This window comes from Mesorhizobium sp. DxT (genome assembly GCF_058448885.1).
Genome location: NZ_JBZFLJ010000004.1, coordinates 188558 through 215223, shown reverse-complemented (window position 1 = coordinate 215223; position 26666 = coordinate 188558). Strand labels below are relative to the sequence as shown.

Below are 26666 nucleotides of genomic sequence, written 5' to 3'. Positions count from 1 at the left end.
ATCCGCAGAGCTGCAAACTCAGTGTTCATTGATTGCGAACGGCACCGAAAATTCCGTTCACAATCTCTGGGTGCCTCACCCCGGCTGCGTCATCGCCTCGGGCCGCACGATGGAATCGTATTCCTGCTCGGTCACCAGCCCGGTGGCGAGCGCCTCCTCGCGCAGTGTCGTGCCGTTCTTGTGCGCCGTCTTGGCGATCTTTGCCGCATTGTCGTAGCCGATCTTCGGCGCCAGTGCCGTCACCAGCATCAGCGACCGCTCCACGCCGGCCTTGATGTTGTCGACACGCGGCTCGATGCCGACCACGCAATTGTCGGTGAAGGAGACCGCCGCATCCGCCATCAGCCGCACCGACTGCAGGAAGTTGTAGGCCATGACCGGGTTGAACACGTTCAGCTCGAAATGGCCCTGGCTGCCCGCAAAGGTGAGCGCCGCTTGGTTGCCGAAAACCTGCACGCAGACCTGCGTCAGCGCCTCGCACTGGGTCGGGTTGACCTTGCCTGGCATGATCGACGAGCCGGGCTCGTTTTCCGGCAGCGCCAGTTCGCCAAGGCCCGAACGCGGGCCGGAACCGAGGAAGCGGATGTCGTTGGCTATCTTGAACAGAGACGCCGCGACCGTGTTGATCGCGCCGTGGGAGAATACCATCGCGTCATGCGCTGCCAGCGCTTCGAACTTGTTGGGCGCGCTGGTGAAGGCGAGCCCGGTAATCGCGGCAAGGCGCGCGGCGACCTTCTCGGCAAAGCCGACAGGTGCATTGAGGCCGGTGCCGACAGCCGTGCCGCCCTGCGCGAGCTGCATCAGGCCCGACAAGGTCTGTTCGATGCGGGCGATGCCGTTTTCGACCTGCTGCGCATAGCCGGAAAACTCTTGGCCGAGTGTCAGCGGCGTCGCATCCTGCGTGTGGGTGCGGCCGATCTTGATGATGTCGCCCCACATCTTTGCCTTCGCGTCCAGCGCGCCGTGCAGATTCTTCAAAGCCGGCAGCAGCCGGTGCACGATCTCCTCCGCGCAGGCGATGTGCATCGCCGTCGGGTAGGTGTCGTTGGACGACTGGCTCATATTGACGTGGTCGTTGGGGTGAACCGGCTTCTTGGAGCCCATCTCGCCGCCGAGCATCTCGATTGCCCGGTTGGAGATCACCTCGTTGGCATTCATGTTAGACTGGGTGCCCGATCCCGTCTGCCAGACGACCAGCGGAAAGTGATCGTCCAGCTTGCCATCGATCACCTCTTGCGCCGCATCGACGATTGCCTTGCCGAGCGCAGGGTCGAGGCGACCGAGGTCCATGTTGGCCTCCGCAGCGGCCTGCTTGACGATGCCGAGCGCGCGCACGATCGGCTGCGGCTGCTTCTCCCAGCCGATCCTGAAATTGCCGAGCGAGCGCTGCGCCTGCGCGCCCCAATATTTTCCGGCATCGACCTCGATGGGGCCGAAAGTGTCGGTTTCGGTGCGGGTTTTCGTCATTGTCGGTCTCCTTTTTCAGAGCCGTCCGTAGCTTGCTCATCCATACGGGGCTGGCGTGGCCGGCATTAAATCTCGTGCTCAGATCAGGTCGATCAACCAGAGCAAGGCTGCATAGCGCGCCGTCTTGGCAAAGGCCACAACGATCAGGAACAGCCATAGCGGTGTGCGCAGGATGCCGGCCACGACCGTCAGCGGATCGCCAATGACCGGGACCCAGGAAAGCAGAAGTGTCGGCCAACCGAACCGACGATACCACGCGGACGCGCGGTCAAGCTGCGCCAGCGTAGCCGGAAACCAACGCCGCCCGACATAAAGGGCCGCAAACCGGCCTAGCATCCAGTTGACACATGAGCCGGCCACGTTGGCCGGCGACGCAACTGCCAGCAACAGCCACCCCGGCGCGACCTGAGACAGGTGCAATCCAAGCAGCGTTGCCTCCGAGGATCCGGGCAGCAGCGTGGCGGAGCTGAAGGCGGACAGCGCCAGCACAAGGAGCCAGGAACTATCCGCCACGTGTCACGCTCGCCCCTTCCTTCGCCCTACCCGGGCCGGTTCACGATCTAGCAGCCCGCAACACGCCCCAGCGATAGCCGGTTGCGGCCTGAGTATAGGCCAGCAGGCCCAGCGCAAGCAGGAGCATAAGCCCTTCCGAGGTCGGTCCGGCGTACCAGATACCCCACTCTCCGATCGCAAATGGCAGGGCGATAGTCAGCGGGATCGTGAAACAGTAGGTTCGCGTCACGCTCAGCAACAGCGCCCGTCGCGCATCGCCAATCGCCTGGAAATACCCGGAAAGCATCATCATCGGTCCGGCAACGACATAGAGCATGATCGTCACCGGCAGAATGCGCCCGACCTCCGCGATGGTGGCCGGATCGTCGACGAAGATACCGCCGATCACCGGGGCGGAAAGCAGCATCGCGACCTCGAAGGCGAGGCAGTAGCCAAGCGCCGCCGCAAGGCCGAGCCGGAGCCCCGCATCGGAGCGCGACCAGAGCTGCGCCCCGAAATTGTTGCCGACGATCGTCTGCATGGCCATGTTGAGGCCCAGCAGCAGCATGAAGGCAAAGGTCATGATGCGCGTGATGATGCCGTAAGCGGCGACGGTGGCCGCATAGTCTTCGCCCGACCAGCGCTGGACGGAAAGGATCACGGCCGCAGCCGTCAGCGAGATGCCGATGAAGCTCAGGCTCTGCGGTGCGCCAAGCGCCAGGAACGATCCCCAATGCGCGCGCCATTGTCGGACGGAAAACACGCCGTAGCGAAGCGGCGTCCTGCCCCTCGTCCGATAGACCACCACGATCGCCAGCGCGATAATTTGCGCAAGCACGGTGCCGATTGCGGAGCCGGCAACGCCATAGCCGAACTCGACAATAAGCAGATAGTTCATGACGATGTTGGCGAGGGAAGTGACGAGGCTAGCCACGGTCATCAAGCCAAGCCGTCCTTCGCTGCGCAACGCATCGCCATTGATGGACAGGACGAACATCAACGGAGAGCTCCAGATGACGATCGCGATATAGGTGTAGCCCATGGCTGCAAGCGACGGCGAACCATCTGCAAGGCGGTTGACCAGAGCCTCTCCGCCCAGCCAGAAACAGGCATTCAGCACCGCGCAGACCAACAGCGCAAGGCCGTGCGCGCCGGCAAAGACCACGCGCGCGGCGCCGATATCGCCGGCGCCGAAGGTGCGGGCCAGCACGCTTGCCATGCCGCTCGCGACGAGTGTCGAAAGCGCGGCCAGCAGCATGAATGCCGGAAACATCAGCGTTACGGCAGCCAGTGCATCCGCGCCGACGAATTCGCCGAGGAACCAGGCATCGATCACGGTCTGCAGACCGTTCGTGCTCATGATGAGAATAATTGGAAGTGCGGTCTTGATGAAAAGCGGGCCTAACGGGCCGTGCAGGAACGCGTTTTGACGCGACGGTTCAGGCGTCGTCATATGGTCGTCTCCAGATCGCATCGAAGGAGAGCGAATGGGGCTCGCATTGCCATTGTTGCCGATGCGTCGGTTACGACGGGCGTGTCGGAGAGGCTTCACCTTGGCTTTCGCCGCGAGCGGCTGGCGCCTCTTGCCGCGGCGGTGGGTAGCGGGCAGCGTCAAAGCTGTCAATGGCGCATCGCGCTCATCGCCCTTGCAGCGCCTTCGCTAATTCCTGGTCTCTCCCTCGCCTAAAACAAAAAAGGGAGCGATTGGCTCGCCCCCTTGTATTGCTCAGAAGCAATGCTTCACAGCGCCTTCTTGACCTTTTCCTTGGCATCGCCAAAGCCCTTCTGGACCTTGCCGGCAGCCTTTTCGGCCTTTCCCTTGGCTTCGGTTTTCTTCGAGCCAGTGGCTTTGCCAACAGCTTCCTTGACCGAACCCGTGGCTTGCTTTGCGACACCCTTGACCTGATCCTTGTTGACCATCTGCCTGGTTCCTTTCGAGCAACCGCGCCTTTGCGGCCTCAAACAACGGCAGGACAGGATTTTGGTTGCCTGAGCACAAAGAAAAAGGGGCGACATTGCTGCCGCCCCTTCATATTCTGAAGCTTTATGGACTTCCTAGAAATCCATGCCGCCACTCAAGCCCGCTTGACGGGCTTGAGATTCTTAAGCGATGGGCGAGCTTTATGGACTTCCTAGAAGTCCATGCCGCCCATGCCGCCCATGCCGCCGCCGGGCATCGCCGGAGCCGCCGATTCCTTCTTCGGAGCTTCGGCGATCATGGCCTCGGTGGTGACCAGAAGGCCGGCAACCGAAGCCGCGTCCTGCAGTGCGGTGCGCACGACCTTGGTCGGGTCGACGATACCGTTGGAGATCATGTCGCCGAACTCGCCCGTCTGGGCGTTGTAGCCATAGGTCTGCGACTTGTTCTCGAGGATCTTGCCGACGATCACGGAAGCTTCGTCACCGGCGTTGGTCGCGATCTGGCGGGCCGGAGCCTGCAGAGCGCGACGAACGATGTTGACGCCAGCGTCCTGATCGGCGTTCTCGCCCTTGGCCTTGAGGTTGTGGGAAGCGCGCAGCAGCGCGGTGCCGCCGCCAGGAACGATGCCTTCCTCAACGGCCGCGCGGGTCGCGTTCAGGGCGTCATCGACGCGGTCCTTCTTTTCCTTGACCTCGACCTCGGTCGCACCGCCGACGCGGATGACGGCCACGCCGCCAGCCAGCTTCGCCAGACGCTCCTGGAGCTTCTCACGGTCGTAGTCGGAAGAGGTCTCCTCGATCTGCTGCTTGATCTGGGCAACGCGGCCCTGGATCTCGCCCTTCTTGCCGGCGCCGTCGACGATCGTGGTGTTTTCCTTGGAGATCGACACCTTCTTGGCGCGGCCGAGCATGTTGAGGCCGACATTCTCAAGCTTGATGCCGAGGTCTTCCGAGATCACCTGGCCGCCGGTGAGGATCGCAATGTCCTCCAGCATGGCCTTGCGGCGATCGCCGAAGCCCGGAGCCTTGACGGCAGCGATCTTGAGGCCGCCGCGCAGCTTGTTGACGACCAGCGTGGCCAGAGCCTCGCCCTCGACGTCTTCCGAGATGATGAGGAGCGGCTTGGATGTCTGCACGACAGCTTCCAACACCGGCAGCATTGCCTGCAGGTTGGAGAGCTTCTTCTCGTGCAGAAGGATGTAGGCGTCTTCCAGCTCGGCAACCATCTTGTCCGGGTTGGTGACGAAGTACGGCGACAGGTAGCCGCGGTCGAACTGCATGCCCTCGACGACCTCGAGCTCGGTCTCGGCGGTCTTGGCTTCCTCGACGGTGATGACGCCCTCGTTGCCGACCTTCTGCATGGCGGCGGCGATCATCTCGCCGATTTCCTTCTCGCCGTTCGCCGAGATGGTGCCGACCTGCGCAACCTCTTCCGAGGTCTTGATCTTCTTGGTGGCCTTGGCGAGCTGGGCGACGACGTCGCTGACAGCGAGGTCGATGCCGCGCTTCAGGTCCATCGGGTTCATGCCGGCAGCGACGGCCTTGTGGCCTTCCTGCACGATGGCCTGGGCCAGAACGGTCGCGGTGGTGGTGCCGTCACCGGCGATGTCGTTGGTCTTCGAGGCCACTTCACGCACCATCTGGGCGCCCATGTTCTCGAACTTGTCTTCCAGCTCGATCTCCTTGGCGACGGTGACGCCGTCCTTGGTGATGCGCGGGGCGCCGAACGACTTGTCGATGACGACGTTGCGGCCCTTGGGGCCGAGCGTGACCTTCACGGCGTCGGCGAGGATGTTGACACCGCGCAGCATGCGCTCGCGGGCGTCACGGGAGAATTTTACGTCTTTGGCAGCCATGTTGAGCTCCTGTTTTCACGGCTGGTCGCCTGGCGAACCGGCCATTATGAACCTGAAATCGGGTTTGGTCGGATTAGCCGATGATGCCCATGATGTCGGATTCCTTCATGATCAGAAGGTCTTCGCCATTGAGCTTCACTTCGGTGCCGGACCACTTGCCAAACAGGACGCGGTCGCCGGCCTTGACGTCGAGCGGCACGAGCTTGCCGGCCTCGTCACGAGCGCCGGAACCGACGGCGACAACTTCGCCTTCCTGCGGCTTTTCCTTGGCGGTGTCCGGGATGATAATCCCGCCGGCGGTCTTTTCCTCGGATTCGACCCGACGAACGACCACGCGGTCATGGAGCGGGCGGAATTTCGACTTTGCCATGTCTCTGGTGTCCTCGATAAGGATAGGTTAAGGGTTCCCTCCGTCCGGCTGGGGCCGGATCGCGGTTAGCACTCACCTGAAGAGAGTGCTAACATGAGCGGTGAGATAGTCACTGCGCCCGGGCGAGTCAAGAAGATCGACGCGCGTCTTGGTTAAGGGCCGTGTGGTTTTACTTAATGCGCCGTACCGCGTTCGGCGATAGCCGTCCCGGTCGCCCAGCCCGACGACCACGCCCACTGAAAATTGTACCCGCCCAGCCAGCCGGTCACGTCGACCACCTCGCCAATGAAATAGAGGCCATCGACCCCCTTCGCTTCCATCGTCCGCGAGTTCAGGCAAGCCGTATCCACGCCGCCCAAAGTCACCTCGGCGGTGCGGTAGCCTTCTGATCCGACGGGATACAGCTCCCATCCATGAAGCGCCTGCGCGATCGACAAGAGCTTCCGGTCGCTTGCCTCACCGAGGGTTCCCGACCAGCCATGCGTCTGCGCCAGATACGACGCCAGCCGCCTCGGCAGGATTTCACCCAGCGCGTTGGCGATGCTGCGTCGCCCGTTTTCCCGTTTGGCGGCAAGCAGGGCGGACGAGAGGTCGACATCCGGCAGCAGGGCGATGCGGATAGGCTGCTTCTCGCGCCAATAGGAGGAAATCTGCAGGATGGACGGGCCGGAAAGGCCGCGGTGGGTGAACAGCAAAGCCTCTTCGAAGGCGGCCTTGCCGCAGGAAACGCGCGCATCGACCGCCACGCCGGCGATCTCGCGGAAACCTTCCAGCATGTCCTCGCCGAATGTCAGCGGGACGAGCGCGGGTCGCGTTTCGGTGACGGCAAGCCCGAACCGCTCCGCGATCTGATAGCCCAACCCCGTCGCGCCCATCTTGGGAATGGACTTCCCCCCGCAAGCGACCACGAAGTGGCGGCATCGCACCTTGCCCGCGCCATCACCCGCCAGCACAAGCGAAAACCCCGCATCCGTTCGTTCGACCGTACCGAGGCTTGTCTTGAGCCTGATCTCGCAACCGACCTGCGCCATCTCATCCAGCAGCATCGCTATGATGTCCTTGGCGGAGTTGTCGCAAAAGAGCTGCCCGAGCGTCTTTTCGTGGTAGGCGATGCCGTGTTTTTCCACCATCGCGATGAAATCGTGCTGCGTGTAGCGGCCCAAAGCCGACTTGGCGAAATGCGGATTTTGCGAGAGGAAGTTGCGGGGGCTCGACCCGAGATTGGTAAAGTTACACCTGCCGCCGCCTGAGATGCGGATTTTTTCGCCTGGCGATTTCCCATGGTCCAGCACGAGCACACGACCGCCGCGCGCAGCGGCATGAATGGCGCACATCATGCCCGCCGCGCCCGCGCCGAGGATGACGGTATCGAAAGTCTCGGTGCGCATCACGGGTTAAGGCGCTGCGATGGTGCGCACCCAGTTGCGGGCGATGGTCATGCCGGCAGCGTCGGCCTGCGGTCCGTGCAGGGCGGCCTCAGCAGGGTGCCGCTCGGCCCAACCAGGCTGGAGATCGGCCAACAGCGTCGCGAATGCATCGCTCCATCGCTCGACCATCGGCCGGTCGGCCTCGAAATGAAACTGCATGCCATAGGCCGCGCGGCCAACCCTGAAAGCCTGATTTTGAACGTCGAGATTGCCGGCAAGCCGAACGGCACCGCTGGGCAACATGAAAGTATCATCGTGCCACTCGAAGGTGCGAAAGCGTTCACCCACGCCTTCAAAGATCGGGTCGGCAACGCCGTCGCCCGTCAACTCGACCTCGCGCCAGCCGAACTCGGTCGCCCCGCCTACGATGTTCTGCGCACCATAGGCGCGAGCGAGAAGCTGACTGCCAAGGCAAATGCCGAGCACGGACCGATCGGCTTCGGAGAAATCGCGCATCAGATCGCACAGTGCGGGAAGCCACGGGCATATATCGTCGGCCAGCGCATTTTGCGCGCCACCCAGCACGACCAGTGCGTCGTAGCCATTCGCGCCGTCCGGCAGCGGCTCACCCTTGTCGGCGCGGATCGTCTCGACGGTTGCATTGGCTTCGTCGAGCGCAATCGCCACCTGTCCGAGGCTCGCACCCTCGAAATTCTGGACAACAAGAACGTGCATGGCGGCTTCCGGCTTTTTTTTCGGGTGGTGTCGAAGACTGCGCGGAGCGATAGCATGGCGCGCGCGACGCAGGAAAGGGAGGCTGCTTGTGCCACTGCAAAACCGGGTCGACCCCGCCGGGGATATCGTCGCGACGACGGCGCGGGGTCTCTTCACAGGCAATCGCGGCGTCATTCACGATCCAGCGTCGAAGGCGCTTCTGGCGCGACGTTGGACGACGAAGGCTTGGATCGTCTGCACACTGGAACACCCGCACGGAACGCGGCGGGAGCCGATGGGGCGCAACAGCCCGTCGGGCGGCGCCGGCTGGACCGAACTCTTCTTTCTCGACGAGGTTACGGCGCTCTCTGCAGGCCACCGGCCCTGCTTCTATTGCCGGCGAGAGGTGGCGCAGGATTTTCAACGGTGCTTCGCCAAGGGCGCCTGGCTTACCACTGCACCGGCGCCTCGGATCGACAGCCTGCTGCACGCCGAAAGGCACGCCGTCACCGGCGAGAAGCCGCCGCTGCAGCAAGACCAGATCCGCCAGCTTCCCGACGGCGCGGCAATCGCGGCCAATGCAGGAATATTTGCACTCCGAGCCGGACTGGCACTGCCATGGAGCTTCAGCGGGTATGGGGAGCCCCGGGCCTTGCCTGCGCATGCCCGGCTCCTCACGCCACGATCCACAATCGCGGCGTTGCGAGCAGGCTATGCGCCGGCGTGGCATCCCAGTGCGAGGGCCTGAAGATCAGTCGGCGATCTTGATGGCGACTGTCGTCACCAAGTCTTTCGGGTCTTCGACTTCGGCTGGGTTGTTTTCATAGATCTCGATGCGGGCAGCGAAGCGGTCGCCTTCAGGCGTTTCCTGCGCGTCCCAGCGGACACCCTTTTCCTTCGCCCAGCCGACCAGCACGGCGTTGACATCCACGAGCGCGTCATAGGGGCCGGTCCATTTGACCTGAGCATAGTGGCCTGCCGGCAGCATGGCTGCGGTGATTTCTCCGCCTGCATCGACCTCTTTTGCTACCGGTACAGCGAACTCGACTTCCAACATTCCACCCATGTCGATGACATTGTACTTGAAGAACGCAGCGCCGACCGGCTCCACTCCGTTCGCGCCAAGCCATCCGAACAGCTTCTGGAACGCCCGGTCCACCGTCGGCTTCATCGCGCCGAGCGAAACACGTTCTCGCACGGCGACATAGGGCTGCGGACCACGCTCGACGATTTCCGGCAAAGTGAGCATTGCATTCTTCTCCTTCGCGTTGCTTAACTCCGAACGCAGGACGCTTGCGGCGGGACCGACCCGACAGAAGGGCGGGAAAAATTCAGCGCCCCGCGAACTTGACGAATGCCGGGCAGCCATCGCAACACAGCATCATGCGCGCCAACTACAAGCTTCAGCGGCTCTACGTGCCGCACGACCTCGCCCAGAACACGACCTTCGAGGCCGACAAGGCACAGAGCCACTATCTGGCCCACGTGCTGCGCATGGCCGAAGGGGCCGAACTACTCGTCTTCAACGGGCGCGACGGCGAGTGGAGCGCGCGAATAGAAGCGGTTGGAAAGAAGGCGGTTAGCGTTGTGGTGGAAAGCCAGACACGGCCGCAACCGCCCAGGCCGGACCTCATCTACGCCTTTGCCCCCCTGAAAGTCGGCCGGCTCGATTATCTGGTGCAAAAGGCCGTGGAAATGGGCGCTGGCGTGCTGCAGCCCGTCATCACCCAGCACACACAAAACACCAGGACATCGCTTGAGAAGTTCGAGGCGAACGCGATCGAGGCGGCCGAGCAGTGCGGCGTGCTGGCAGTGCCGCCGGTGCGCCCGCCCCTGAAACTGGAGCGGCTGCTCGGCGACTGGGAACCCGACAGGCGGCTGATTTTATGCGACGAGGACGCCGCAACAAACAACCCGGTGCCGGCGCTGCGTTCGATCGCTGAAACCAGAATTGGCCTGCTCGTCGGTCCCGAAGGGGGATTTTCAGAAAACGAACGCCGAATGCTGAGAGCCTTGCCGTTCGTGACCGCCATACCGCTTGGCCCGCGTATCCTGCGCGCCGACACGGCGGCGGTTGCTGCTCTCGCCGTTATCCAGGCGACAATCGGCGACTGGAGCTGATGCATGGTAAGGCCACGAGAAGCTTTCAACGCGCGACAATCAACTTAGCGTCAACGTGCTGTCAGGATTTTTCGCTTGATCGCACGGCGGTCTTTCGTTCAACACTCGCGCGCCGTCGCAAGAACGGCCGGCCGGACATTTAGTTGAGGAAACGACATGGCGCGCGACACGACCGATTTCCGGCCGATCGAAGGCATCGACGAACTGGTCTCCTATTTGAGCGCCGGCAACAAGCCGCGCGACCAATGGAGAATCGGCACCGAGCACGAGAAGTTTCCCTTCTATATCGACGGCAACGCACCGGTACCCTATGGCGGCGAGCGCGGCATCAAGGCACTACTGGAAGGCATGCAGCGTGTGCTCGGCTGGGAACCGATCGTCGATGCCGGCCACATCATCGGACTGGTGGAGCCGACCGGACAGGGCGCGATCTCGCTTGAGCCGGGCGGTCAGTTCGAGCTCTCCGGAGCGCCGCTCGAGACGATCCACCAGACATGCCGAGAAGGCAACGCCCATCTCGCCCAGCTTCGCGAGATCGCCGAGCCCCTGGGAATCCGCTTCCTCGGCCTTGGCGGCAGCCCGAAATGGACGCTCGCCGAAACGCCACGCATGCCGAAATCGCGCTACGACATCATGACGGCCTACATGCCGAAGGTTGGGACGCAGGGCCTCGATATGATGTACCGGACCTGCACGATCCAGGTGAACCTGGACTTCGAGAGCGAGGCGGACATGCGCCGCAAGATGCAGGTCTCGTTGAAGCTGCAGCCGCTTTCGACCGCGCTTTTCGCGAACTCGCCATTCACCGAGGGACGGCCAAACGGCCTGCAGAGCTGGCGTGGCGAGATATGGCGCGACACCGACAACCAGCGGGCGGGCCTGCTGGAATTGTGTTTCTCGCCCGATTTCGGCTTCGCAGATTACGTCGAATGGGCGCTCGACGTGCCGATGTATTTCCTGATCCGCGAGGGGCGCTACTTCGACGTGACCCATGTCACCTTCCGCCAGTTCATGGACGGGGCGCTCCGCGACAGCGTGCCGGACGGGTTGCCGACGATGGGCGACTGGGCCAACCATCTGTCCACGCTGTTTCCCGATGTACGGCTCAAGCGCTTTCTCGAAATGCGCGGCGCCGACGGCGGGCCGTGGCGGCGTATCTGCGCCCTGCCCGCCTTCTGGGTCGGTCTTCTTTATGACGAGGCCGCGCTGGACGCCGCTGAGGCACTGACGAAAGAGTGGACCTTTACCGACGTCGAGGCGATGCGGAATGCCGTGCCGGCGCAGGGACTGGCGACGCCCTATGGGAACAGGACGCTGCGCGAGGTTGCGCGCGACGTGCTCGACATCTCGCGCGGCGGCCTCGCCCGCCGTGACCGCAAGAACCGCGAAGGCTACGACGAGACCGGCTTTCTTGCCCCGCTGGAGGAAGTGGTCGCGCGGGGCAGCACGAGCGCGGAGGAGATGCTCAAGGCTTACAACACGCGCTGGGGCGGCTCCATCGAACCCGTCTTCCTCGAATACGCCTACTGAGGCAGAGGGCTTCCGGCACCGCACTCCACGATGCCCGCCTATGGCAAACTTGCGATGACGCTTGCGAACGCCTGCCCATAGGGTAGGCTTTCGGCCCAAAGCGATACCGGAGGAGACCGCCATGCTGCCGTTGTTCGACATGCTCGCCCAGGCCCAAAACGGCAACGCCGTCGACCAGATGGCGCGGCAATTCGGCCTTTCCCAACAGCAGACACAGCAGGCCATGGAAGCGCTGCTGCCTGCCTTCAGCCAGGGGCTGAAGCGCAATGCCTCGAACCCCTACGATCTCGGCTCGTTCCTCACTGCGTTGTCTTCCGGCCAGCACGCGAAATATTTCGAGGATGCGACGAGATCCTTCTCGCCTCAGGGCATGGAAGAAGGCAACGGCATCCTAGGCCATCTTTTTGGCTCCAAGGAGCTTTCGCGCGCAGTGGCGGCACAGGCCTCGCAGGCGACAGGCATCGGCCAGGACGTCCTCAAGCAGATGCTGCCCGCGCTGGCGACGATGATCATGGGCGGGCTTTTCAAGCAGTCGACCGGCCAGGTGCAGGCAGCCGGCTTCGGCGGCCAGGGCAATCCGCTTCAGGAAATCATCGAGCAGATGATGAAGCAGGGCGGCATGCCCCAGCAGCCGGCACCACGCCCGGAAGCGCCGCAGCCCGACCTCAACCAGTTCGACAACCCATTCGGCAAGATCCTGGAAGGCATGTTCGGCGGCGGACAGGCCCAGCGGCAGGCGCCCAGCGCACCGCAGGGGCCTTTCGACAACCCGCTCGGCAAGATTTTCGAGGAGATGATGCGGGGCGGGCAACAACAGCCTCGGCCGCAGACCCAGCGCGAATCCCAACCCCAGCCGCGCACCAATCCAAGCGGACGCGCGCGAACGCCCTATGACGATCTCTTCGGCGACATGTTCGAAAGCGGTCGCAAGACGCGGGACGATTACCAGAAGAATATGGAATCGGTCTTCGACCAGTTCCTGCAGGGCATGAAGAACCCGCGGCGCTAATAAAAAAGCCCGGCCATCCTGGGAGGATGACCGGGCAGCATGCAGGCTACCGGAGGGGAACCGGCGGGATGTGGGAGTCAGCCTGCGGAAACTGTGGCATCAGCAAACCCGGCGCGCGCCGTCCTCGGTGAGGTAGCGTTCGCGGGCGATGTCGCTGAGACGCGCCGTCGGATCTATGCTTATCGGCGAGCGCATGGCGACCACGAGGTCGGTGCGCATCAGGCCGATGTCGGCGAGTTCGTGGTCCGACAGATCGCCGAGGCGGTTTACTTCGCGTCGATTGATGAGCGCGCGCAGGAATGCGCGGAAACCGTTGGCCACGCGCGACACGGCGGCAACCGTGCGCCGTTCGGCAGCGATCGCATGCGTGTGGTGGTCAAGGGCGGTCATCTCATCTCTCCTTCAAAATCGACGCGGCGCATCACGAATCCACCGCCAGCGCACGAATGCGCCGCGACAGTCGCTGTTGAATCGCGTCTGCTGGTTAGCATCGAGACAGTCCCACGAGGCGATTGATTAGTCTAACGAATGTTTTTAATGTGTTGGATCAGAAAACATGATGGATCACGCGCATGGCCGCTCCGCTCGATCTCGACCAGCTTCACACGTTCATCACCATAGCCGACACCGGCAGCTTCACGAGGGCCGCGGATGAAGTGCATCGCACGCAATCGGCGGTCTCCATGCAGATGCGGCGGCTGGAGGAACGCCTGGGCAAGGCGCTCTTCGAAAAGGAAGGCCGCACAAACCGGCTGACCGAGGAAGGCGAACGCCTGCTGACCTATGCACGAAGACTTCTGCGCCTGAACAGGGAGACGCTGGCGGCCTTCGACGACGCTAGCCTGGAAGGCCATATTCGCATCGGCACGCCGGACGATTATGCTGACCGATTCCTGCCCGAGATCATGGCCCGCTTCGCGCGGTCCAACCCGCGCGTGGAACTGTCCGTCATCTGTGAGCCAACGGTGAACCTGATCGACCACATCAAGCGCGGCCATCTCGACATCGCCCTGATCACCCACGACAGTGACAAGGGCGCGGCCGAGGTGGTGCGGCGCGAGCCGCTTCTGTGGGTCACCTCAGCGAACCACTCGATCCACATGGAGGACGTGCTGCCGATCGCTGTCGGCCGCGCCACCTGTATGTGGCGCAGAACGGCCTGCGACATGCTCGACCAGATGGGCCGCGACTACCGCATCCTGTTCACGAGTTGGTCGGCTACCGTCATCATCGCGGCAGTGCTGTCGGGCCAGGCCGTTTCGATTCTGCCGGAGTGTGCGCTGCGGCCTGGCATGCGCATACTCGGGGAGACGGACGGGTTCGGCGCCCTGCCCGACGTGCGCATCGGCATCGTGCGGGGCCATTCGAGCCAGCCGGAGCTGGTCGATGCGCTGGCGCGTCACATCTGCGACAGCCTCGACAACATCTCCGTGCCTGTTCCCGAGGAGTCCGGCCAGTTCGACTTCGACGGAATGGCGTTTGCCCGCGTGAAGCGACAGAAGCAACGGCCGGCGATGGCTGGCTGGTAACGGTCAACGCCTGCAGCGATGAGCCAGCAGGCGTTTGTCCGCAGTTTGCTGCCAATCGCTTGCGCCACGATCCTTGACGTGCATCACCGCTTTCATGCCATGCTTTGACGATGAGCGAATCCTTGCCTTTGTCCGACCTCCCTTCCAGTGCTGCAACCAATGCGGCCGAATTCACCGTTTCCGAGATTTCGGGCGCGCTGAAGCGTGCGGTGGAGGACCAGTTCGGCAATGTGCGCGTGCGCGGCGAGATTTCCGGCTACCGGGGGCCTCACTCGTCTGGCCATGCCTATTTCGCACTGAAGGACGAGCGCGCGCGGTTAGAAGCAGTCATCTGGAAAGGCACCTTCTCGCGCCTGAAATTCAGGCCCGAGGAAGGCATGGAGGTGATCGCCTCCGGCAAGCTGACCACCTATCCCGGTTCGTCGAAATACCAGATCGTCATCGACAATCTGGAGCCGGCCGGCGTCGGCGCGCTTATGGCGCTGCTGGAGGAGCGCCGGCGCAAGCTCGCGGCCGAAGGGTTGTTCGACGACCAACGCAAGCGCGCCCTGCCGTATATGCCGCGCGTGGTGGGCGTCGTCACGTCGCCCACCGGCTCGGTCATTCGCGACATCATCCACCGCATCACCGATCGCTTCCCGCTGCACGTGCTGGTGTGGCCGGTGCGGGTTCAGGGCGAAACGACGGGGGCGGAAGTCTCAGCGGCGATCGAAGGCTTCAATCGGCTTGATCCGGCAGGTCCGATACCGCGGCCGGACGTTCTGATCGTCGCGCGCGGGGGCGGCAGCCTTGAGGACCTGTGGGGCTTCAACGATGAAGCAGTGGTCCGCGCGGCCGCCGCATCAAGCATTCCGCTGATCTCGGCCGTGGGCCACGAGACGGACTGGACGCTGATCGACCATGCAGCCGATGTGCGCGCGCCCACGCCGACCGGCGCGGCAGAGCTCGCGGTGCCGGTAAAGGCCGATCTGGAAGCGGCGCTTTCGCGGCTCTCGGCTCGTGTCAAAGGTGCCGTCTCGCGCAGCACTGAACGCAAACGCCAGGGTCTGCGCGCTGCGGCGCGCGCGCTGCCCTCGGCCGACCAGTTGCTGGCGCTGCCGCGCCGGCGCTTCGACGAGGCCGCCAGCCGGCTGGGCCGCGCGTTGTTCGCCAACACAGAGGCGAAGCGCCTGCGCTTCCGCGGCCTGCGCCTGTCGCCCGCGATGCTTCAGCGTCGCGTCAACGAGGCGCGGACACGCTTTGCCCGCGACGCCGCGCGGGTCGCACCGTCCACGCTGCTTCGGCGGGTCGAAACGCACCGCCAGGCCCTGCAATTGCTTGGCCGGCGCGCGGATCAAACTATTGCCGCGACATTGGAACGGCGCTCGACACTTCTTGCGCAGGCCGGGCGGTTGGCGGAAACGCTGTCTCACAAGTCGGTGCTGCAGCGCGGTTTCGCCCTGATCCGCGACGCCGATGACCAGCCGGTGAAAAGTGCGTCGCGCATCAGCCCAGGCGATGTACTGAGCATCGAGTTTGCCGACGGCCGCGCCGGAGCGGTCGCATCCGGCACCGAATCGCCGAAGCCTGCCACCAGGAAGCCGGCGGCGAAGCCGAAGCCGGGCGGCGGCGAGCAGGGCTCGCTTTTCTGAGGGCGCAGCTAGATCAGATGGTGCCCGCCGTCGATGCGGATAGTCTCGCCTGTCGTGAATTCGCTTTCCATGAGATAGATGTATGCGGGCGCAACATCCGCCGGCGTCGCGATCTTTCGGGCCGGCAATCGGGGCGCCATTTCTGCAAAGAACGCCGATTTGGCTTCCCCGACCAGTTCGTCCCACATCGGCGTGTCGACCCATCCGGGCGAGACTATGTTCACCCGGGTCGGCGCCAGCTCCAACGCCAGTGCCCGCGCAAAATAGCTGAATGACCCGGCGACCGCGGACACGACCGCCCCTCCGGGCACCGGCGGCCGGTCCTTGTTGATTCCCGACGTGAACGTCATCGATCCACCCACTTTTAACGTCCGAACCGCATGCTTCGCTAGCAGCACGGCGCCGACCAGCTTGTTGTCAACAAAGCCGCGCACCACCTCCATATCGGTATCGCCAATCGGGTCACCGGGCGGCGGCGTGCCGGCTGTCGATACAAGATGGTCGAAAAAGCCCACGTCGCTGAACGTACGGGCAACGTCCTGCTCGTTCGTCATATCGGCGGCGAAGGCGCGCTCAAGATCGGCAATGACGATCTTCTTCATTTTGTACATGGCCTGCAGCGCTCGGGCGGCTTTCTGACGATCCGGATCCGCGATCATGCGGAGCAGGATGGTTGGCGTTACCTGCCAGTAGACGCCGAATTTGTCGGTCAGCCATCCGCAGGGCTGCTCCTTGCCGCCGCCCGCCGTCAGCGCGTTCCAGTAATAGTCGGTCTCTTCCTGATCACCCGTCTCGACCAGGAAAGAAAAGGCCTCGTTGTAGGGCACGCGCGAATGGGCATTGAGAGCCGCCACGGGCATTCCCGGGAGCTCGAAGCGCACGACGGAGAGTTCCGGATCGGGCAGGTCGACACGTTCCAGCACCTTCGATCCCTTGAAGATGGAGGTATAGAACTCCATCGCCTCCTCGGCCTCGGATGCAAACCAGAGATGGGGGTAGATTTTCATCGTCATATCCTTTGCCATTGGCCGATCTGCAGCATCACCGCCGCAAACACCGACTTCTTCCATTGCCGAAACGGCTTCCGGCGAGCCCCTGACCGCACCGGCCTGGGCGTAGAATTGGTGCTGACACGCTGGACGACAAACGATTAATCGTGCAGCATTTGTGAGTATCGCTCGCAGGTCACCCATGCCCCGCAAGCTGCCTCCGTTGATGAGCCTTCCCGCCTTCGAAGCCGCTGCACGACACCTGAGCTTCTCCAAGGCCGCCGCCGAACTGAACGTCACGCACGGCGCGGTCAGCCGCGCAGTGCGCAATCTGGAAGACAAGCTTGGCATACGGCTTTTCGATCGGGGGACCAGGTCTGTGCGCCTGACTGACGCCGGCACCGCCTATGCGGCGGCGGTCGGGGAGAGCCTCGACCGCATCGCGGCGGCCACCATGTCAGCCACCGCCGCCCGTCCACGACGAACCCTCAACGTCAGCACATCCGACGGCTTCGCCGGCCGATGGCTCGTGCCGCGCCTTCACCGCTTTCACCGCGCGCATCGCGATATTGACGTGCGCCTTTCCACGTCTGGCGCGCTGGTGGACTTCCTGCGGGGCGGCATCGACATCGCGATACGCTACGGAGCGGGCGGGTATGAGGGCGTTGTATCAGAGCTTTTGTCCGACGAAAGGGTGTCTCCTGTCTGCAGCCCACAACTGCTGCAAGGAGACCATCCGCTGCGGCAGCCCAGCGACCTGAGGCATCACCGGCTCATTCATGACAATTTTCGCATCGGTTGGGCGGCATGGCTGGAGCATGCGGGTCTCGATGGAATCGATCCGGAAGGTGGCGTGACTTTCGAAGCCGCCGCTTACGCGGTTGAGGCGGCCGTGCAGGGAGAAGGTGTGCTGTTGGGCCGCAGCGTTCTCGTCTCCGCCGACCTGGCGGCCGGGCGGCTGGTTCGGCCCTTTGAGCTGACGCTTGAATCGAGGTGGAAATACTACGTCGTCTATCCGGAAGGCGCGCTCAGGCAGAAAAGCGTCCGCGCCTTCCGGGACTGGATTTTTGACGAAATGGCGAGCGACCGCGGGAAGATCTGACGGGGCGCGTTGCCGCGCCCCGTCATCATCACGCCGCGACTGCAAACTCGGTCATCATGCCGGTTTCAAGATGCGGCATATGATGACAATGCAGCATCCAGCGCGCGGCCTCGCCCGCATCCAGCGCGACAGTCACCATCGCCATCGGAGGCACAAAGACCGTGTCGCGCCTAGCCCCGTCAATGCGCTTTCCATTTATCTCCACCACCTGGAAAACGTGGCCGTGCAAGTGCATCGGATGGCCCATCATCGACATATTGTGGAACATGATCTCAACACGCTCGCCGGTGCGTGCCGTGACCGGAACATGCTCACCCCAGGTTCTGCCGTTGATCGTCCAGCGGTAAGGCTGCATCCCACCGCCAAGCATCACCATGTGACTGCGCTGCAGCGCGCGTGGCGGCAGCGGATCGCGGGCTACGAGCTGCAATTCCTGGGAAAGATCGGTGTCGAAAGCCGCGGCGTCCTCGTCGGCTGTCGATCCGACCCTGGCTATGTCTGCGCCTGCCGTTGCGAGTATCAGCCCCGTGCGCTCACGCGCGCCTTCCCGCAAAGCGAGCATCGGCCAGGCTCCGGAACCGGACAGGTCGATCTCCATGTCCAGCCTTTGGCCCATCGCGATACCAAAGCGGCTGCCCTTCACCGGTTGCACCGCGTGACCATCGACAGCGACGAGCCGCGCCTCGACGGCCCCGGTATCGACCCAGAACACCGTGGCGGCAGAAGCGTTGATGACGCGCAGAAGTACGCGCCCGCCACGCTCGACGCGAACCACTTCCGGGTCCGAAAGCGTCCGATCATTGGCCAGGTAGGCGTCCCAATTGTAGTCATTGAGGTCCATCTCCATACCAGCCATCGGCATGCTTCCATGATCCATTTCGGGCATGGCGGACTGGTCCGTCTGCGGCATGCGGTTCCCGGACATTTCGCCATGTCCCATGGCTGCATCCCCGACTGAGGAATGCCCACCGGTAATTTCCTCCATTACCTCTTCAGGGGACTTGAAGGCGAAATCGTGCAGAAACATCGTCACTTCCTGACGGTCGCCGGTGATGTCTTGCGGGCTGCGGACGATCAGCGGCGCCGCGAGAAGCCGCATCTCCTGAAGCGGAATATGCGCGTGCATCCAATGCGTTCCCGGAGCAGCCACAAAGTCGTAGCCACGCATCTGGCCGGGCGCGAGCATGGGCATAGGCATATCGGGCACCCCGTCCTGTTCATTGGGCGGAATCTGGCCATGCCAGTGAATCAGCGTCGGCGTCGGCAACTCATTCGTCAGGTTCACCATAAAGCGCTGCCCGGAATCGAGCACCAGGCCCTGACCGGACGGGCCGGCCAGGCCCCATACCGTTGCAGCCTTTCCGTCGATATCCAACGTCCGGCTTGTGGCACGCAGGTCCAGTGCCTGCTGTTGTGCCGAACCCGTTCGCGGAAACTGTGAGATTGCCAAAGCGGCAGCACTGGCGGCGAGAAAGCCGCGTCTTGAAAAAGTAGTCATATCCGTCTCCTTGGGACGCATTGGTCCCAATGCAAATCCTACGATTCACACCCCGAAGGGTGCGGGCTCACAGGAGACGGATTTTGGGAGGGCGCTCTGTCGTGGGAAGAAACACGCCTTCGCGCACCTGCGTCAGGAGCAGCGCATAAAGCTCACGAGGAACATGCGCCAAGCCTACACCAGGGTGAGCCAGGTCAACCACGGCGTTGCCGGTGCAGGCCCATGCGCAGACCGATGCAGCGCCTATGCAGCTACCCCGGCGCGGACAGTCGACCATAGCCGAAATGTCATGGTCGCCGCCGGCCGACATCTGCATTCCGTACGACGCGCCGCCGGTCATGCCTGTCTCGCCCGCGCTCGCCATGTATGGGGAGAGGCACAGGGAAAGAGCGATGCAGATCAGCAAGATCAGACGTGACATGGCATGACGCTAACCAGCCGTCTGTGTCTTGTCCATATTCGCAGACGTGTCTTGATGACGCGTGCAGGCACCCCAAATGTGTTGCGGCGGCGCAAGGAGCAAAGACGCAATGACGATCCCCGACAACGACAATCCACGCCTGTTCTACCATGGCACACGCGCAGACCTGAAACGGGGAGACCTGATCCGGGCCGGCTACAACTCCAATTTCGGCGCCCGAAAGCTCGCGTCGTGGGTGTATCTGACAGGGACTCTCGACGCGGCGATATGGGGTGCGGAACTGGCCGCAGGCGACGGCCGGCAAAGAATCTATATCGTAGAGCCGACGGGTCCCGTCGAGGATGACCCCAACCTGACCGACAAGAAATTCCCGGGCAACCCCACACAATCCTACCGCTCGCGTGAACCGCTTCGCATCACGGGCGAAGTGGCTGAATGGCAGGGCCATTCTCCGGAGCGGCTGAAGGAAATGAAGGACAATCTCGAACGGCTGAAAGCCCAAGGGATTGAGGCAATCGACTGACGGCGGAATGTCGGAAGAAGATGGTACGGTTGGCTGGGCTCGAACCAGCGACCCCCAGATCCACAATCTGGTGCTCTAACCAACTGAGCTACAACCGCACGCGCCAAGCTCTGGCTGGCGAGGCTCTTACGGACTATCGGCGGCGATTTCAAGCCCGATGCGCCGCAAGCCACGCTTAAAAAAAGGAAAAAGGCCGGGGGGAGGAGATCCCGGCCTTTTCCTGTTAGGAGACCGGCGGGAGGAGGAGCCGGTCTTCTGAGCCGCGATCGGGAAGGGAGGAGGTTTCCTTCACGCGGTGTACTTGCAACCTGAACGCGTCAGGCGATCTTGAGTTCCTTGACGGTCGACTCGAAGGCTTCCTTCATGGGCTTGGAAACCTCTTCGGCAGCTTTGGTCGACGCAGCCTGGAAATCCTTGCCCTGCTCGACGGCGGTCTCAACGGCCTTGCGCAGGAACGCTGTCTGCAGCTCGATCACCTCGGAGAGGGACTTGGCCGCGACGAGCGCCTCGAGGTGAGCGAAGCCGGCTTCCGTGTTGGCACGGGCGGCTGCAATCGACTTCATCGAGAATTCGCTGCCGGCGGCGCGGGCGGTTTCGAGGGTCGACTCCATGGCCTTCTGCGCGTTCTCGGCGCCGGTCTTCATCTTGGCATAGGCTTCCTTCGACTGCTCGACGCCCTTCTCGGCGAAGGCTCGGAACTGGTCTGCCGTCTTGTCGGCGTCGAAGGTCGGGAATTCGATGGTTTCGGCGGTTTCGGCGGTCTTTGCGGCGGCTTTGGTCATCGCTCGATCCTTTACACTTGGTCCGGCAACGTCTTATCGTGCCGGCTCGTTTGACTTGACGCCAATATAGGCGCTCTTTTTGTGCATTGCAACAATTTTGTTGCGATGCAGCAAATTTGCGCCCCGGGGATTAACCAAGGAACAAGATTCGCGCGCTGTGGGGTCCCGACTTTCTGGACGCGGCGCCACCGAACTTTTACTAACAAAGAGTTAACAACGGCTCGTCCGCCCACTCAACGGCTTCAGGTTTTCGCATGGCTTCAGGCCCCTATTCCTTCATCGACATTGCCGTGATGGAAGAGGTGCGTACGCGTTTTGCCGCAGGCGATGCGCTGGCAATCCTGACGATCGACCTCGATGAAGTGATCTGGGCGAATGGGCCTGGCGCGGCATTGCTCGGCTATCCGGACATCGAGGCGGTGATGGGCGGCTCGCCCGGCCTGGGTTTTGCGGCGCGCAGGCAGATTGCAGCGACGCCGGGCTTTCCACGTATGGACCGCGACCGGCAGGTGATGGTGCGACTGGCAAGCGGCATGACGAGCCGCGCCGTGCAGTTTCTCGTGTCCGGCGTCACGCTACCCGATGGCGAGCCTGCGGTACTGCTGGCCGTTCCGACACAAACGCCCAGATCCCTTGGCGGTGACGAAGCCGCTGCGCGCGTCATCGAAGGGTTCGGCGAAGCAGGTTATTTCGCCGCCCTCATCGACGATGCGGCGCATGCGAACGCGACGTCGCCCGGCTTCGACGGCCTTGGAATTTCGCAGGAGACATTGTCGCGGCTGGTGGAAGAGGTTGCCCGCGAAAGCGACCGGCTGGTGAAGCGGCTGATTCCGGCTGGAGACGGACTGATTCCAGCGGGCATCGCACGGCTCGTGGACGAGCCTGCCCTTCACCTGCTTGTCGCGGTGGATGAGCCCGTGGAGGAGATAGGGCCAGACAGCGAAGGCGGCCGCGACGAGATCCCGACACAGACAACCGTCGACGCGCGGCAGGAGCCGGTGGAAGACGAAGTCGCACCGCTTCCGTCCGATGCCGATCTTCCGGAGCGCGTCATCGAGGATGAAGCCGCGGAGGTCGCGCACTCTTCGGAGGCCGAGACTGAGCCCACCCCTGCGGCCGATCCCATTTCCGCCACGCCCGAAGACCAGGAAACACCGGCGCCGGATGCGTCGGATGACTGGTACTTTGACGATCGGCAGCAGCAGCAGAGGCCGGATCTGCCCAAAGGTCCCGTGCGCTTTGTCTGGAAAACCGATGCCGATGGCGCATTCAGCGCCGTCTCCGACGATTTCACCCGCGCCGTCGGCAAGGAGGCTGCCGACGTGCTCGGCCGGCGGTTCAACGATGTTGCCGCCGCGTTCAAACTCGACCCGCAGGGCGAGATCGCCGGCCTGCTCCAGCGTCGAGACACCTGGTCAGGCCGTTCGGTTCTGTGGCCCGTCGCCGGCACGGACCTGCGGGCACCCGTCGATCTCGCAGCCCTGCCCGTCTACAACCGCGACCGCGAATTCGAAGGTTTTCGCGGCTTCGGCGTGGTGCGCATGGGCGACGTGACTGCCGACCCGGATGCCCTCGGCATGAAGCTGGCGGGCGGCGGCGGCGTGCCTCCCACAGAGGGAAAGCCGGCGGAGGAATCCGGCGACGCGGATACGACGCCAGCCGACAACGATCCATTCAACGGAGAAGTACCGGCGCTGTCACTCACCGAGGGACATGAGCGGCGGTCGAGCGACAAGGTCGTGCGCCTCGCGGAGCACCGCCCGGTCCGCACACCGGGCAGGCAGCTTTCCCCGGGCGAGCGCAACGCGTTCGAGGAGATCCGGACACGGCTGCGTCGCGACTATAACGAGGCGCGTCAGGCGGAACAGGACCAGGCCAGAGAGAAGGCAACCGAGCTCTCGGATGATTTGAAGCCTGAAGCGACGAATGACCGGACGGCGGATGAGGCCCCTGCCGACGTTGTGAGCGCAGAAACCGCGCTGGTGCGGTCCAACGACTTGGCGGACGATGATGCCGTTGCGCTGGAACCGGAAGACCACCACGAAGTTCCGGACGAATTCTACGACGAGCCGCGCCTTGCCGAGCTAGACGGCGCCGATGATGCAGGCTCGGACTTCGATGAGGACATAGCAGGCCCCTACAACAACGCCGACGAGCGAGACGCCGACGCGGCCGGCGATGCGGCCCACGATGAAGCGGTTGCGGAAGATGGCGTCGGCGACGTTGAGCAGAAAGTGCCGGACGCGCCAGAAGCCTCTGGCGACACAGCGGGTGATGAAGAGTCAGAGTTCGCCACCGTCAGACAGGACGAAGGTTCGGCCGAATATGACGAAGAAACCGAAGGCTATCACGACGAACCCGCCGAAGAGAACATATCTGCCCTCCAGGCCGATGATGAGGCGCCGATAGCAGGCACGCAGGATGCCGAATCCGACGAGACCATCGATGCGGTGCCGGCTGGATCGATGGGCGCCGACGTCGCGCCTCCCCCTGCCCCGCCGATCGCCGTGGACGGGTTCACCCCTTCGGCTTTCGTCTCCAGCGAGCGCAGCCACGAAACCGGGCTGGATACCGAACTGGTAGCCGGGTTGCCGCTGCCGCTTCTGGTGCACGCCGGCGACGACCTCTATTTCGCCAATCGCGAATTCCTGAACCTGACCGGTTACGCCAGTCTCGATCAAATCCGTCGAGAGGGCGGCCTCGACAGGTTGTTCGTCGACAAGAGCCCGGATGCCGCATCGGAGCCCGACGGGAGCAAGCTGCGGCTGCGCACGCTGGGCGGCAAGGAATTTCCGGTCGACGCACATTTGCAGTCCATACGCTGGCGCGACGGATCGGCGTTGTTGCTGGCGCTGCAGCGCGCCGATGGCGCACAGCCAATGGCGGCTGCGGAGCCTCTTGCCCAGCCGACGATCACGGCCGATCCCACCGAGGTCGAGGATATGGCGCTGCACGTCGCCGAGATGCGCACGATCATAGACACGGCGACCGATGGCGTGGTGCTGATCGCGGCGGACGGAACCATCCGCAACATCAGCCGGCCGGCCGAAGCGCTGTTCGGTTTCGACAGCGTGGACGTCGAAGGCAAGCCGTTTGCGTCGCTGTTCGCCATAGAAAGCCAGCGCGCAGCGCGGGACTACCTCGCCGGCCTTGCCGAAAACGGTGTGGCAAGCGTGTTGAATGACGGGCGCGAGGTTATCGGCCGCGAGGCGGAAGGCCGTTTCATTCCGCTTTTCATGACCATCGGTCGGCTGCCCGGCGACAGCGGTTATTGCGCCGTTGTGCGCGACATCACGCAGTGGAAGCGCGCTGAGGAGGAACTGACCCAGGCGCGCACCCAGGCCGAGCGCGCGTCATCGCAAAAGACCGAGTTCCTTGCCCGTGTCAGCCATGAAATCCGCACGCCCCTCAACGCGATCATCGGCTTTTCGGAATTGATGATCGACGAGAAGTTCGGGCCGATCGGGTCGGACCGCTATCGCGACTACCTGCGCGACATCAACCGTTCCGGCAACCATGTGCTCGACCTCGTCAATGACCTGCTCGACATCTCGAAGATCGAGGCCGGCGAGCAGGAGATGAATTACGAGGCGGTGTCGCTCAACGACACGCTGGGCGAGTCCGTCGCGGTCATGCAGCCGCAGGCCAACCGCGACCGTGTCATCATCCGCTCGAGCTTCGCATCCCGCCTGCCGGAAGTGGTGGCCGACCTGCGCAGCGTGCGCCAGATCGCGCTGAACCTGCTTTCCAACGCGGTCCGCTATACCCAGGCCGGCGGGCAGGTCATCGTGTCGACCTCCTACGAGCCTTCGGGCGACGTCGTCATGCGGGTGCGCGATACCGGCATCGGCATGAGCCTGTCGGAAATCGACCAGGCGTTGAAGCCGTTCAAGCAGATCAACGCTTTAAAGCGCGGCCGCCACGACGGCACTGGCCTTGGTCTGCCGCTGACCAAGGCGATGGTCGAAGCCAACAGAGCCCGCTTCTCGATTTCGTCGAATCCGGGCGAAGGCACCATGGTGGAGATCACATTTCCGTCAACGCGCGTGCTGGCGGATTGAGGCGCCGGAAGCCAAATCTCGAAATTCGCTGATTAAAACCTGACATCAGCAGTTTAGAATAATTCTAAACTGCTGATTTTGTTGCGCTTTCTATTGACGGCATATTCGGTTTCGATCATGAACCGCCTGTTCCCGCTGGAACACCCGATCCGTTCAAACACGGGGCTTTGAACCCCCTGCCTGGAGGAAGTCATGATTTTCGGAGCATCTCGCTCGACCAGCACCCGCCTCGCGGCGGCAGCGCTTGCAGCCGGCATCGCCTATGTCCCCTTTGCCGCAGCGGCCGATGAGGTGGTCAACATCTATTCGTATCGCCAGCCCGACCTCATCAAGCCGCTGCTGGACGCCTTCACCGCCGAAACCGGAATTCAGACCGAGGTGCTGTTTCTCGACTCAGGCATCGACGAGCGCATCGCTGCCGAAGGAAGCAACTCGCCGGCCGACCTGATCTTCACCGTCGACATCGGCCGCCTGTCGGGCGCCAAGGATGCCGGCGTGACGCAGCCGGTGGAGAACGAGACCATCAACGGCAATATCCCGGCGCAGTATCGCGATACCGAAGGTCACTGGTTCGGCCTCACCACGCGCGGCCGCGTGGTCTACGCCTCCAAGGACCGTGTCGAGCAGGACACGATCACCTATGAGGAACTTGCCGATCCCAAGTGGAAAGGTCGCATCTGCATCCGCAGCGGCCAGCACGTCTACAACGTCGCGCTGTTTGCCTCGATGATCGCCCACATGGGCGCGGACGAAGCCGAGAACTGGCTTGAAGGTTTCAAGGAAAACCTGGCTCGTAAGCCCGACGGCAATGACCGCGCGCAGGCAAAGGCGATCCACGCCGGCGAGTGCGATATCGGCCTTGGCAACACCTACTATGTCGGTCTGATGAAGACCAACGAGAAGGAGCCGGAGCAGAAGGAGTGGGCAGAGTCGATCAAGGTATTGTTCCCCAACGGGGAGGATCGCGGCACTCATGTGAACATCTCCGGCATGGCTCTGGCCAAGCATGCGCCGAACAAGGATAACGCCATCAAGCTGATGGAATTCCTGTCGAGCCCCGAGGGTCAGGAAATCTACGCCGAGCAGGTATTCGAATATCCGATCGGGCCGGGAACCAAGGCTTCCGAAATCGTCCAGAGCTTTGGCGAGATCAAGCCGGACACGCTGCCGCTGGAAGAGATCGCAAAGCACCGGAAGGCTGCATCTGAGATGGTCGATAAGGTTGGCTTCGACGCTGGACCGTCGAGCTGACGGCCGGCTTCGCAAATAGAGAGCTTGGGGCCG

At 63.1% G+C, this 26666-nt stretch carries 24 protein-coding genes and 1 tRNA gene; 10 read left to right on the top strand and 15 right to left on the bottom strand.

What is annotated here, in order from left to right:
* Nucleotides 1-75: 75 nt before the first annotated feature.
* The 8 genes from fumC to ACVJNE_RS10255 form a co-directional block, all read right to left on the bottom strand.
* Nucleotides 76-1467 (bottom strand): class II fumarate hydratase, encoded by a 1392-nt coding sequence (fumC, locus tag ACVJNE_RS10290; protein ID WP_499565276.1) that lies wholly within the window; start codon nucleotides 1465-1467, stop codon nucleotides 76-78.
* 78 nt (nucleotides 1468-1545) lie between these two features.
* On the bottom strand, nucleotides 1546-1980 hold the full coding sequence (locus ACVJNE_RS10285) for a YqaA family protein (RefSeq protein WP_499565274.1): 435 nt from the start codon (nucleotides 1978-1980) through the stop codon (nucleotides 1546-1548).
* A 40-nt stretch (nucleotides 1981-2020) separates the two neighbouring features.
* Nucleotides 2021-3412 (bottom strand): MATE family efflux transporter, encoded by a 1392-nt coding sequence (locus ACVJNE_RS10280; protein ID WP_499565272.1) that lies wholly within the window; start codon nucleotides 3410-3412, stop codon nucleotides 2021-2023.
* Between the two features lie 287 nt (nucleotides 3413-3699).
* A complete protein-coding gene (locus ACVJNE_RS10275) occupies nucleotides 3700-3879 on the bottom strand; it encodes a CsbD family protein (protein ID WP_421928920.1) in 180 nt (59 codons plus the stop codon).
* 212 nt (nucleotides 3880-4091) lie between these two features.
* Entirely contained in the window at nucleotides 4092-5735 is a 1644-nt protein-coding gene (groL, locus tag ACVJNE_RS10270; RefSeq protein ID WP_368802314.1) for a chaperonin GroEL, read from the bottom strand.
* Between the two features lie 73 nt (nucleotides 5736-5808).
* Nucleotides 5809-6105, bottom strand: a complete 297-nt coding sequence (gene groES, locus ACVJNE_RS10265; protein ID WP_173186877.1) for a co-chaperone GroES — start codon at nucleotides 6103-6105, stop codon at nucleotides 5809-5811.
* 173 nt (nucleotides 6106-6278) lie between these two features.
* A complete protein-coding gene (locus tag ACVJNE_RS10260; RefSeq protein WP_499565468.1) occupies nucleotides 6279-7493 on the bottom strand; it encodes a BaiN/RdsA family NAD(P)/FAD-dependent oxidoreductase in 1215 nt (404 codons plus the stop codon).
* Nucleotides 7494-7499: 6 nt separating this feature from the next.
* Nucleotides 7500-8207 (bottom strand): type 1 glutamine amidotransferase, encoded by a 708-nt coding sequence (locus tag ACVJNE_RS10255; protein ID WP_499565270.1) that lies wholly within the window; start codon nucleotides 8205-8207, stop codon nucleotides 7500-7502.
* Nucleotides 8208-8295: 88 nt separating this feature from the next.
* Between ACVJNE_RS10255 and ACVJNE_RS10250 the strand changes: the two genes are divergently transcribed.
* The gene (locus ACVJNE_RS10250; RefSeq protein ID WP_499565268.1) at nucleotides 8296-8934 is read left to right on the top strand and encodes a hypothetical protein; all 639 of its coding nucleotides are present in this window, start codon (nucleotides 8296-8298) and stop codon (nucleotides 8932-8934) included.
* A gap of 3 nt (nucleotides 8935-8937) precedes the next feature.
* Here the strand turns inward: ACVJNE_RS10250 and ACVJNE_RS10245 are convergent, their stop codons facing one another.
* Nucleotides 8938-9435 (bottom strand): GyrI-like domain-containing protein, encoded by a 498-nt coding sequence (locus ACVJNE_RS10245; RefSeq protein ID WP_499565266.1) that lies wholly within the window; start codon nucleotides 9433-9435, stop codon nucleotides 8938-8940.
* Between the two features lie 134 nt (nucleotides 9436-9569).
* Between ACVJNE_RS10245 and ACVJNE_RS10240 the strand changes: the two genes are divergently transcribed.
* The 3 genes from ACVJNE_RS10240 to ACVJNE_RS10230 all read left to right on the top strand — a co-directional run bounded on the left by ACVJNE_RS10240 (nucleotide 9570) and on the right by ACVJNE_RS10230 (nucleotide 12846).
* A complete protein-coding gene (locus ACVJNE_RS10240) occupies nucleotides 9570-10307 on the top strand; it encodes a 16S rRNA (uracil(1498)-N(3))-methyltransferase (RefSeq protein WP_499565264.1) in 738 nt (245 codons plus the stop codon).
* Between the two features lie 156 nt (nucleotides 10308-10463).
* The gene (locus ACVJNE_RS10235; RefSeq protein WP_173186885.1) at nucleotides 10464-11837 is read left to right on the top strand and encodes a glutamate--cysteine ligase; all 1374 of its coding nucleotides are present in this window, start codon (nucleotides 10464-10466) and stop codon (nucleotides 11835-11837) included.
* A 121-nt stretch (nucleotides 11838-11958) separates the two neighbouring features.
* Complete coding sequence (locus ACVJNE_RS10230; RefSeq protein ID WP_499565262.1) at nucleotides 11959-12846, top strand: DUF937 domain-containing protein; 888 nt, start codon at nucleotides 11959-11961, stop codon at nucleotides 12844-12846.
* 99 nt (nucleotides 12847-12945) lie between these two features.
* Here ACVJNE_RS10230 and ACVJNE_RS10225 read toward each other — a convergent pair whose 3' ends face one another.
* Nucleotides 12946-13236, bottom strand: coding sequence for a YjiS-like domain-containing protein (locus tag ACVJNE_RS10225; protein WP_499565261.1), 291 nt, complete (start codon nucleotides 13234-13236; stop codon nucleotides 12946-12948).
* 182 nt (nucleotides 13237-13418) lie between these two features.
* Between ACVJNE_RS10225 and ACVJNE_RS10220 the strand changes: the two genes are divergently transcribed.
* Together ACVJNE_RS10220 and xseA are read left to right on the top strand one after the other, a co-directional pair.
* Complete coding sequence (locus ACVJNE_RS10220) at nucleotides 13419-14375, top strand: LysR substrate-binding domain-containing protein (protein ID WP_368802311.1); 957 nt, start codon at nucleotides 13419-13421, stop codon at nucleotides 14373-14375.
* Nucleotides 14376-14503: 128 nt separating this feature from the next.
* Complete coding sequence (gene xseA, locus ACVJNE_RS10215; protein ID WP_499565466.1) at nucleotides 14504-16006, top strand: exodeoxyribonuclease VII large subunit; 1503 nt, start codon at nucleotides 14504-14506, stop codon at nucleotides 16004-16006.
* A gap of 8 nt (nucleotides 16007-16014) precedes the next feature.
* On the opposite strand, the gene ACVJNE_RS10210 is transcribed toward xseA, so the two are convergent.
* The gene (locus tag ACVJNE_RS10210; protein WP_499565259.1) at nucleotides 16015-17076 is read right to left on the bottom strand and encodes an SDR family oxidoreductase; all 1062 of its coding nucleotides are present in this window, start codon (nucleotides 17074-17076) and stop codon (nucleotides 16015-16017) included.
* A 121-nt stretch (nucleotides 17077-17197) separates the two neighbouring features.
* Here ACVJNE_RS10210 and gcvA point away from each other — a divergent pair, with 121 nt between their 5' ends.
* The gene (gene gcvA / locus ACVJNE_RS10205; RefSeq protein WP_499565257.1) at nucleotides 17198-18097 is read left to right on the top strand and encodes a transcriptional regulator GcvA; all 900 of its coding nucleotides are present in this window, start codon (nucleotides 17198-17200) and stop codon (nucleotides 18095-18097) included.
* A 28-nt stretch (nucleotides 18098-18125) separates the two neighbouring features.
* Here the strand turns inward: gcvA and ACVJNE_RS10200 are convergent, their stop codons facing one another.
* Nucleotides 18126-19595 (bottom strand): multicopper oxidase family protein, encoded by a 1470-nt coding sequence (locus ACVJNE_RS10200; protein WP_499565255.1) that lies wholly within the window; start codon nucleotides 19593-19595, stop codon nucleotides 18126-18128.
* A 67-nt stretch (nucleotides 19596-19662) separates the two neighbouring features.
* Complete coding sequence (locus ACVJNE_RS10195; protein WP_499565254.1) at nucleotides 19663-20016, bottom strand: hypothetical protein; 354 nt, start codon at nucleotides 20014-20016, stop codon at nucleotides 19663-19665.
* Nucleotides 20017-20125: 109 nt separating this feature from the next.
* Here ACVJNE_RS10195 and arr point away from each other — a divergent pair, with 109 nt between their 5' ends.
* Entirely contained in the window at nucleotides 20126-20539 is a 414-nt protein-coding gene (arr, locus tag ACVJNE_RS10190) for an NAD(+)--rifampin ADP-ribosyltransferase (RefSeq protein WP_499565252.1), read from the top strand.
* 21 nt (nucleotides 20540-20560) lie between these two features.
* Here the strand turns inward: arr and ACVJNE_RS10185 are convergent.
* Together ACVJNE_RS10185 and ACVJNE_RS10180 are read right to left on the bottom strand one after the other, a co-directional pair.
* Nucleotides 20561-20637 (bottom strand) — tRNA-His (locus tag ACVJNE_RS10185).
* 219 nt (nucleotides 20638-20856) lie between these two features.
* Entirely contained in the window at nucleotides 20857-21321 is a 465-nt protein-coding gene (locus ACVJNE_RS10180) for a phasin (RefSeq protein WP_499565250.1), read from the bottom strand.
* Nucleotides 21322-21575: 254 nt separating this feature from the next.
* Between ACVJNE_RS10180 and ACVJNE_RS10175 the strand changes: the two genes are divergently transcribed.
* A complete protein-coding gene (locus ACVJNE_RS10175; RefSeq protein WP_499565248.1) occupies nucleotides 21576-25382 on the top strand; it encodes a histidine kinase dimerization/phospho-acceptor domain-containing protein in 3807 nt (1268 codons plus the stop codon).
* Nucleotides 25383-25574: 192 nt separating this feature from the next.
* Nucleotides 25575-26633: a Fe(3+) ABC transporter substrate-binding protein gene (locus ACVJNE_RS10170; protein WP_499565246.1), complete on the top strand. Its 1059-nt coding sequence runs from the start codon at nucleotides 25575-25577 to the stop codon at nucleotides 26631-26633.
* Nucleotides 26634-26666: the final 33 nt, after the last annotated feature.

Coding starts and splice junctions, on each gene's coding strand:
- arr (WP_499565252.1), top strand. CDS start 20,126: ATGACGATCCCCGACAACGACAATCCACGCCTGTTCTACCATGGCACA.
- ACVJNE_RS10175 (WP_499565248.1), top strand. CDS start 21,576: ATGGCTTCAGGCCCCTATTCCTTCATCGACATTGCCGTGATGGAAGAG.
- ACVJNE_RS10225 (WP_499565261.1), bottom strand. CDS start 13,236: ATGACCGCCCTTGACCACCACACGCATGCGATCGCTGCCGAACGGCGC.
- ACVJNE_RS10220 (WP_368802311.1), top strand. CDS start 13,419: ATGGCCGCTCCGCTCGATCTCGACCAGCTTCACACGTTCATCACCATA.
- groES (WP_173186877.1), bottom strand. CDS start 6,105: ATGGCAAAGTCGAAATTCCGCCCGCTCCATGACCGCGTGGTCGTTCGT.
- groL (WP_368802314.1), bottom strand. CDS start 5,735: ATGGCTGCCAAAGACGTAAAATTCTCCCGTGACGCCCGCGAGCGCATG.
- ACVJNE_RS10255 (WP_499565270.1), bottom strand. CDS start 8,207: ATGCACGTTCTTGTTGTCCAGAATTTCGAGGGTGCGAGCCTCGGACAG.
- ACVJNE_RS10245 (WP_499565266.1), bottom strand. CDS start 9,435: ATGCTCACTTTGCCGGAAATCGTCGAGCGTGGTCCGCAGCCCTATGTC.
- ACVJNE_RS10235 (WP_173186885.1), top strand. CDS start 10,464: ATGGCGCGCGACACGACCGATTTCCGGCCGATCGAAGGCATCGACGAA.
- ACVJNE_RS10195 (WP_499565254.1), bottom strand. CDS start 20,016: ATGTCACGTCTGATCTTGCTGATCTGCATCGCTCTTTCCCTGTGCCTC.
- fumC (WP_499565276.1), bottom strand. CDS start 1,467: ATGACGAAAACCCGCACCGAAACCGACACTTTCGGCCCCATCGAGGTC.
- ACVJNE_RS10170 (WP_499565246.1), top strand. CDS start 25,575: ATGATTTTCGGAGCATCTCGCTCGACCAGCACCCGCCTCGCGGCGGCA.
- ACVJNE_RS10230 (WP_499565262.1), top strand. CDS start 11,959: ATGCTGCCGTTGTTCGACATGCTCGCCCAGGCCCAAAACGGCAACGCC.
- gcvA (WP_499565257.1), top strand. CDS start 17,198: ATGCCCCGCAAGCTGCCTCCGTTGATGAGCCTTCCCGCCTTCGAAGCC.
- ACVJNE_RS10180 (WP_499565250.1), bottom strand. CDS start 21,321: ATGACCAAAGCCGCCGCAAAGACCGCCGAAACCGCCGAAACCATCGAA.
- ACVJNE_RS10280 (WP_499565272.1), bottom strand. CDS start 3,412: ATGACGACGCCTGAACCGTCGCGTCAAAACGCGTTCCTGCACGGCCCG.
- ACVJNE_RS10200 (WP_499565255.1), bottom strand. CDS start 19,595: ATGACTACTTTTTCAAGACGCGGCTTTCTCGCCGCCAGTGCTGCCGCT.
- ACVJNE_RS10260 (WP_499565468.1), bottom strand. CDS start 7,493: ATGCGCACCGAGACTTTCGATACCGTCATCCTCGGCGCGGGCGCGGCG.
- ACVJNE_RS10210 (WP_499565259.1), bottom strand. CDS start 17,076: ATGGAAGAAGTCGGTGTTTGCGGCGGTGATGCTGCAGATCGGCCAATG.
- ACVJNE_RS10240 (WP_499565264.1), top strand. CDS start 9,570: ATGCGCGCCAACTACAAGCTTCAGCGGCTCTACGTGCCGCACGACCTC.
- ACVJNE_RS10275 (WP_421928920.1), bottom strand. CDS start 3,879: ATGGTCAACAAGGATCAGGTCAAGGGTGTCGCAAAGCAAGCCACGGGT.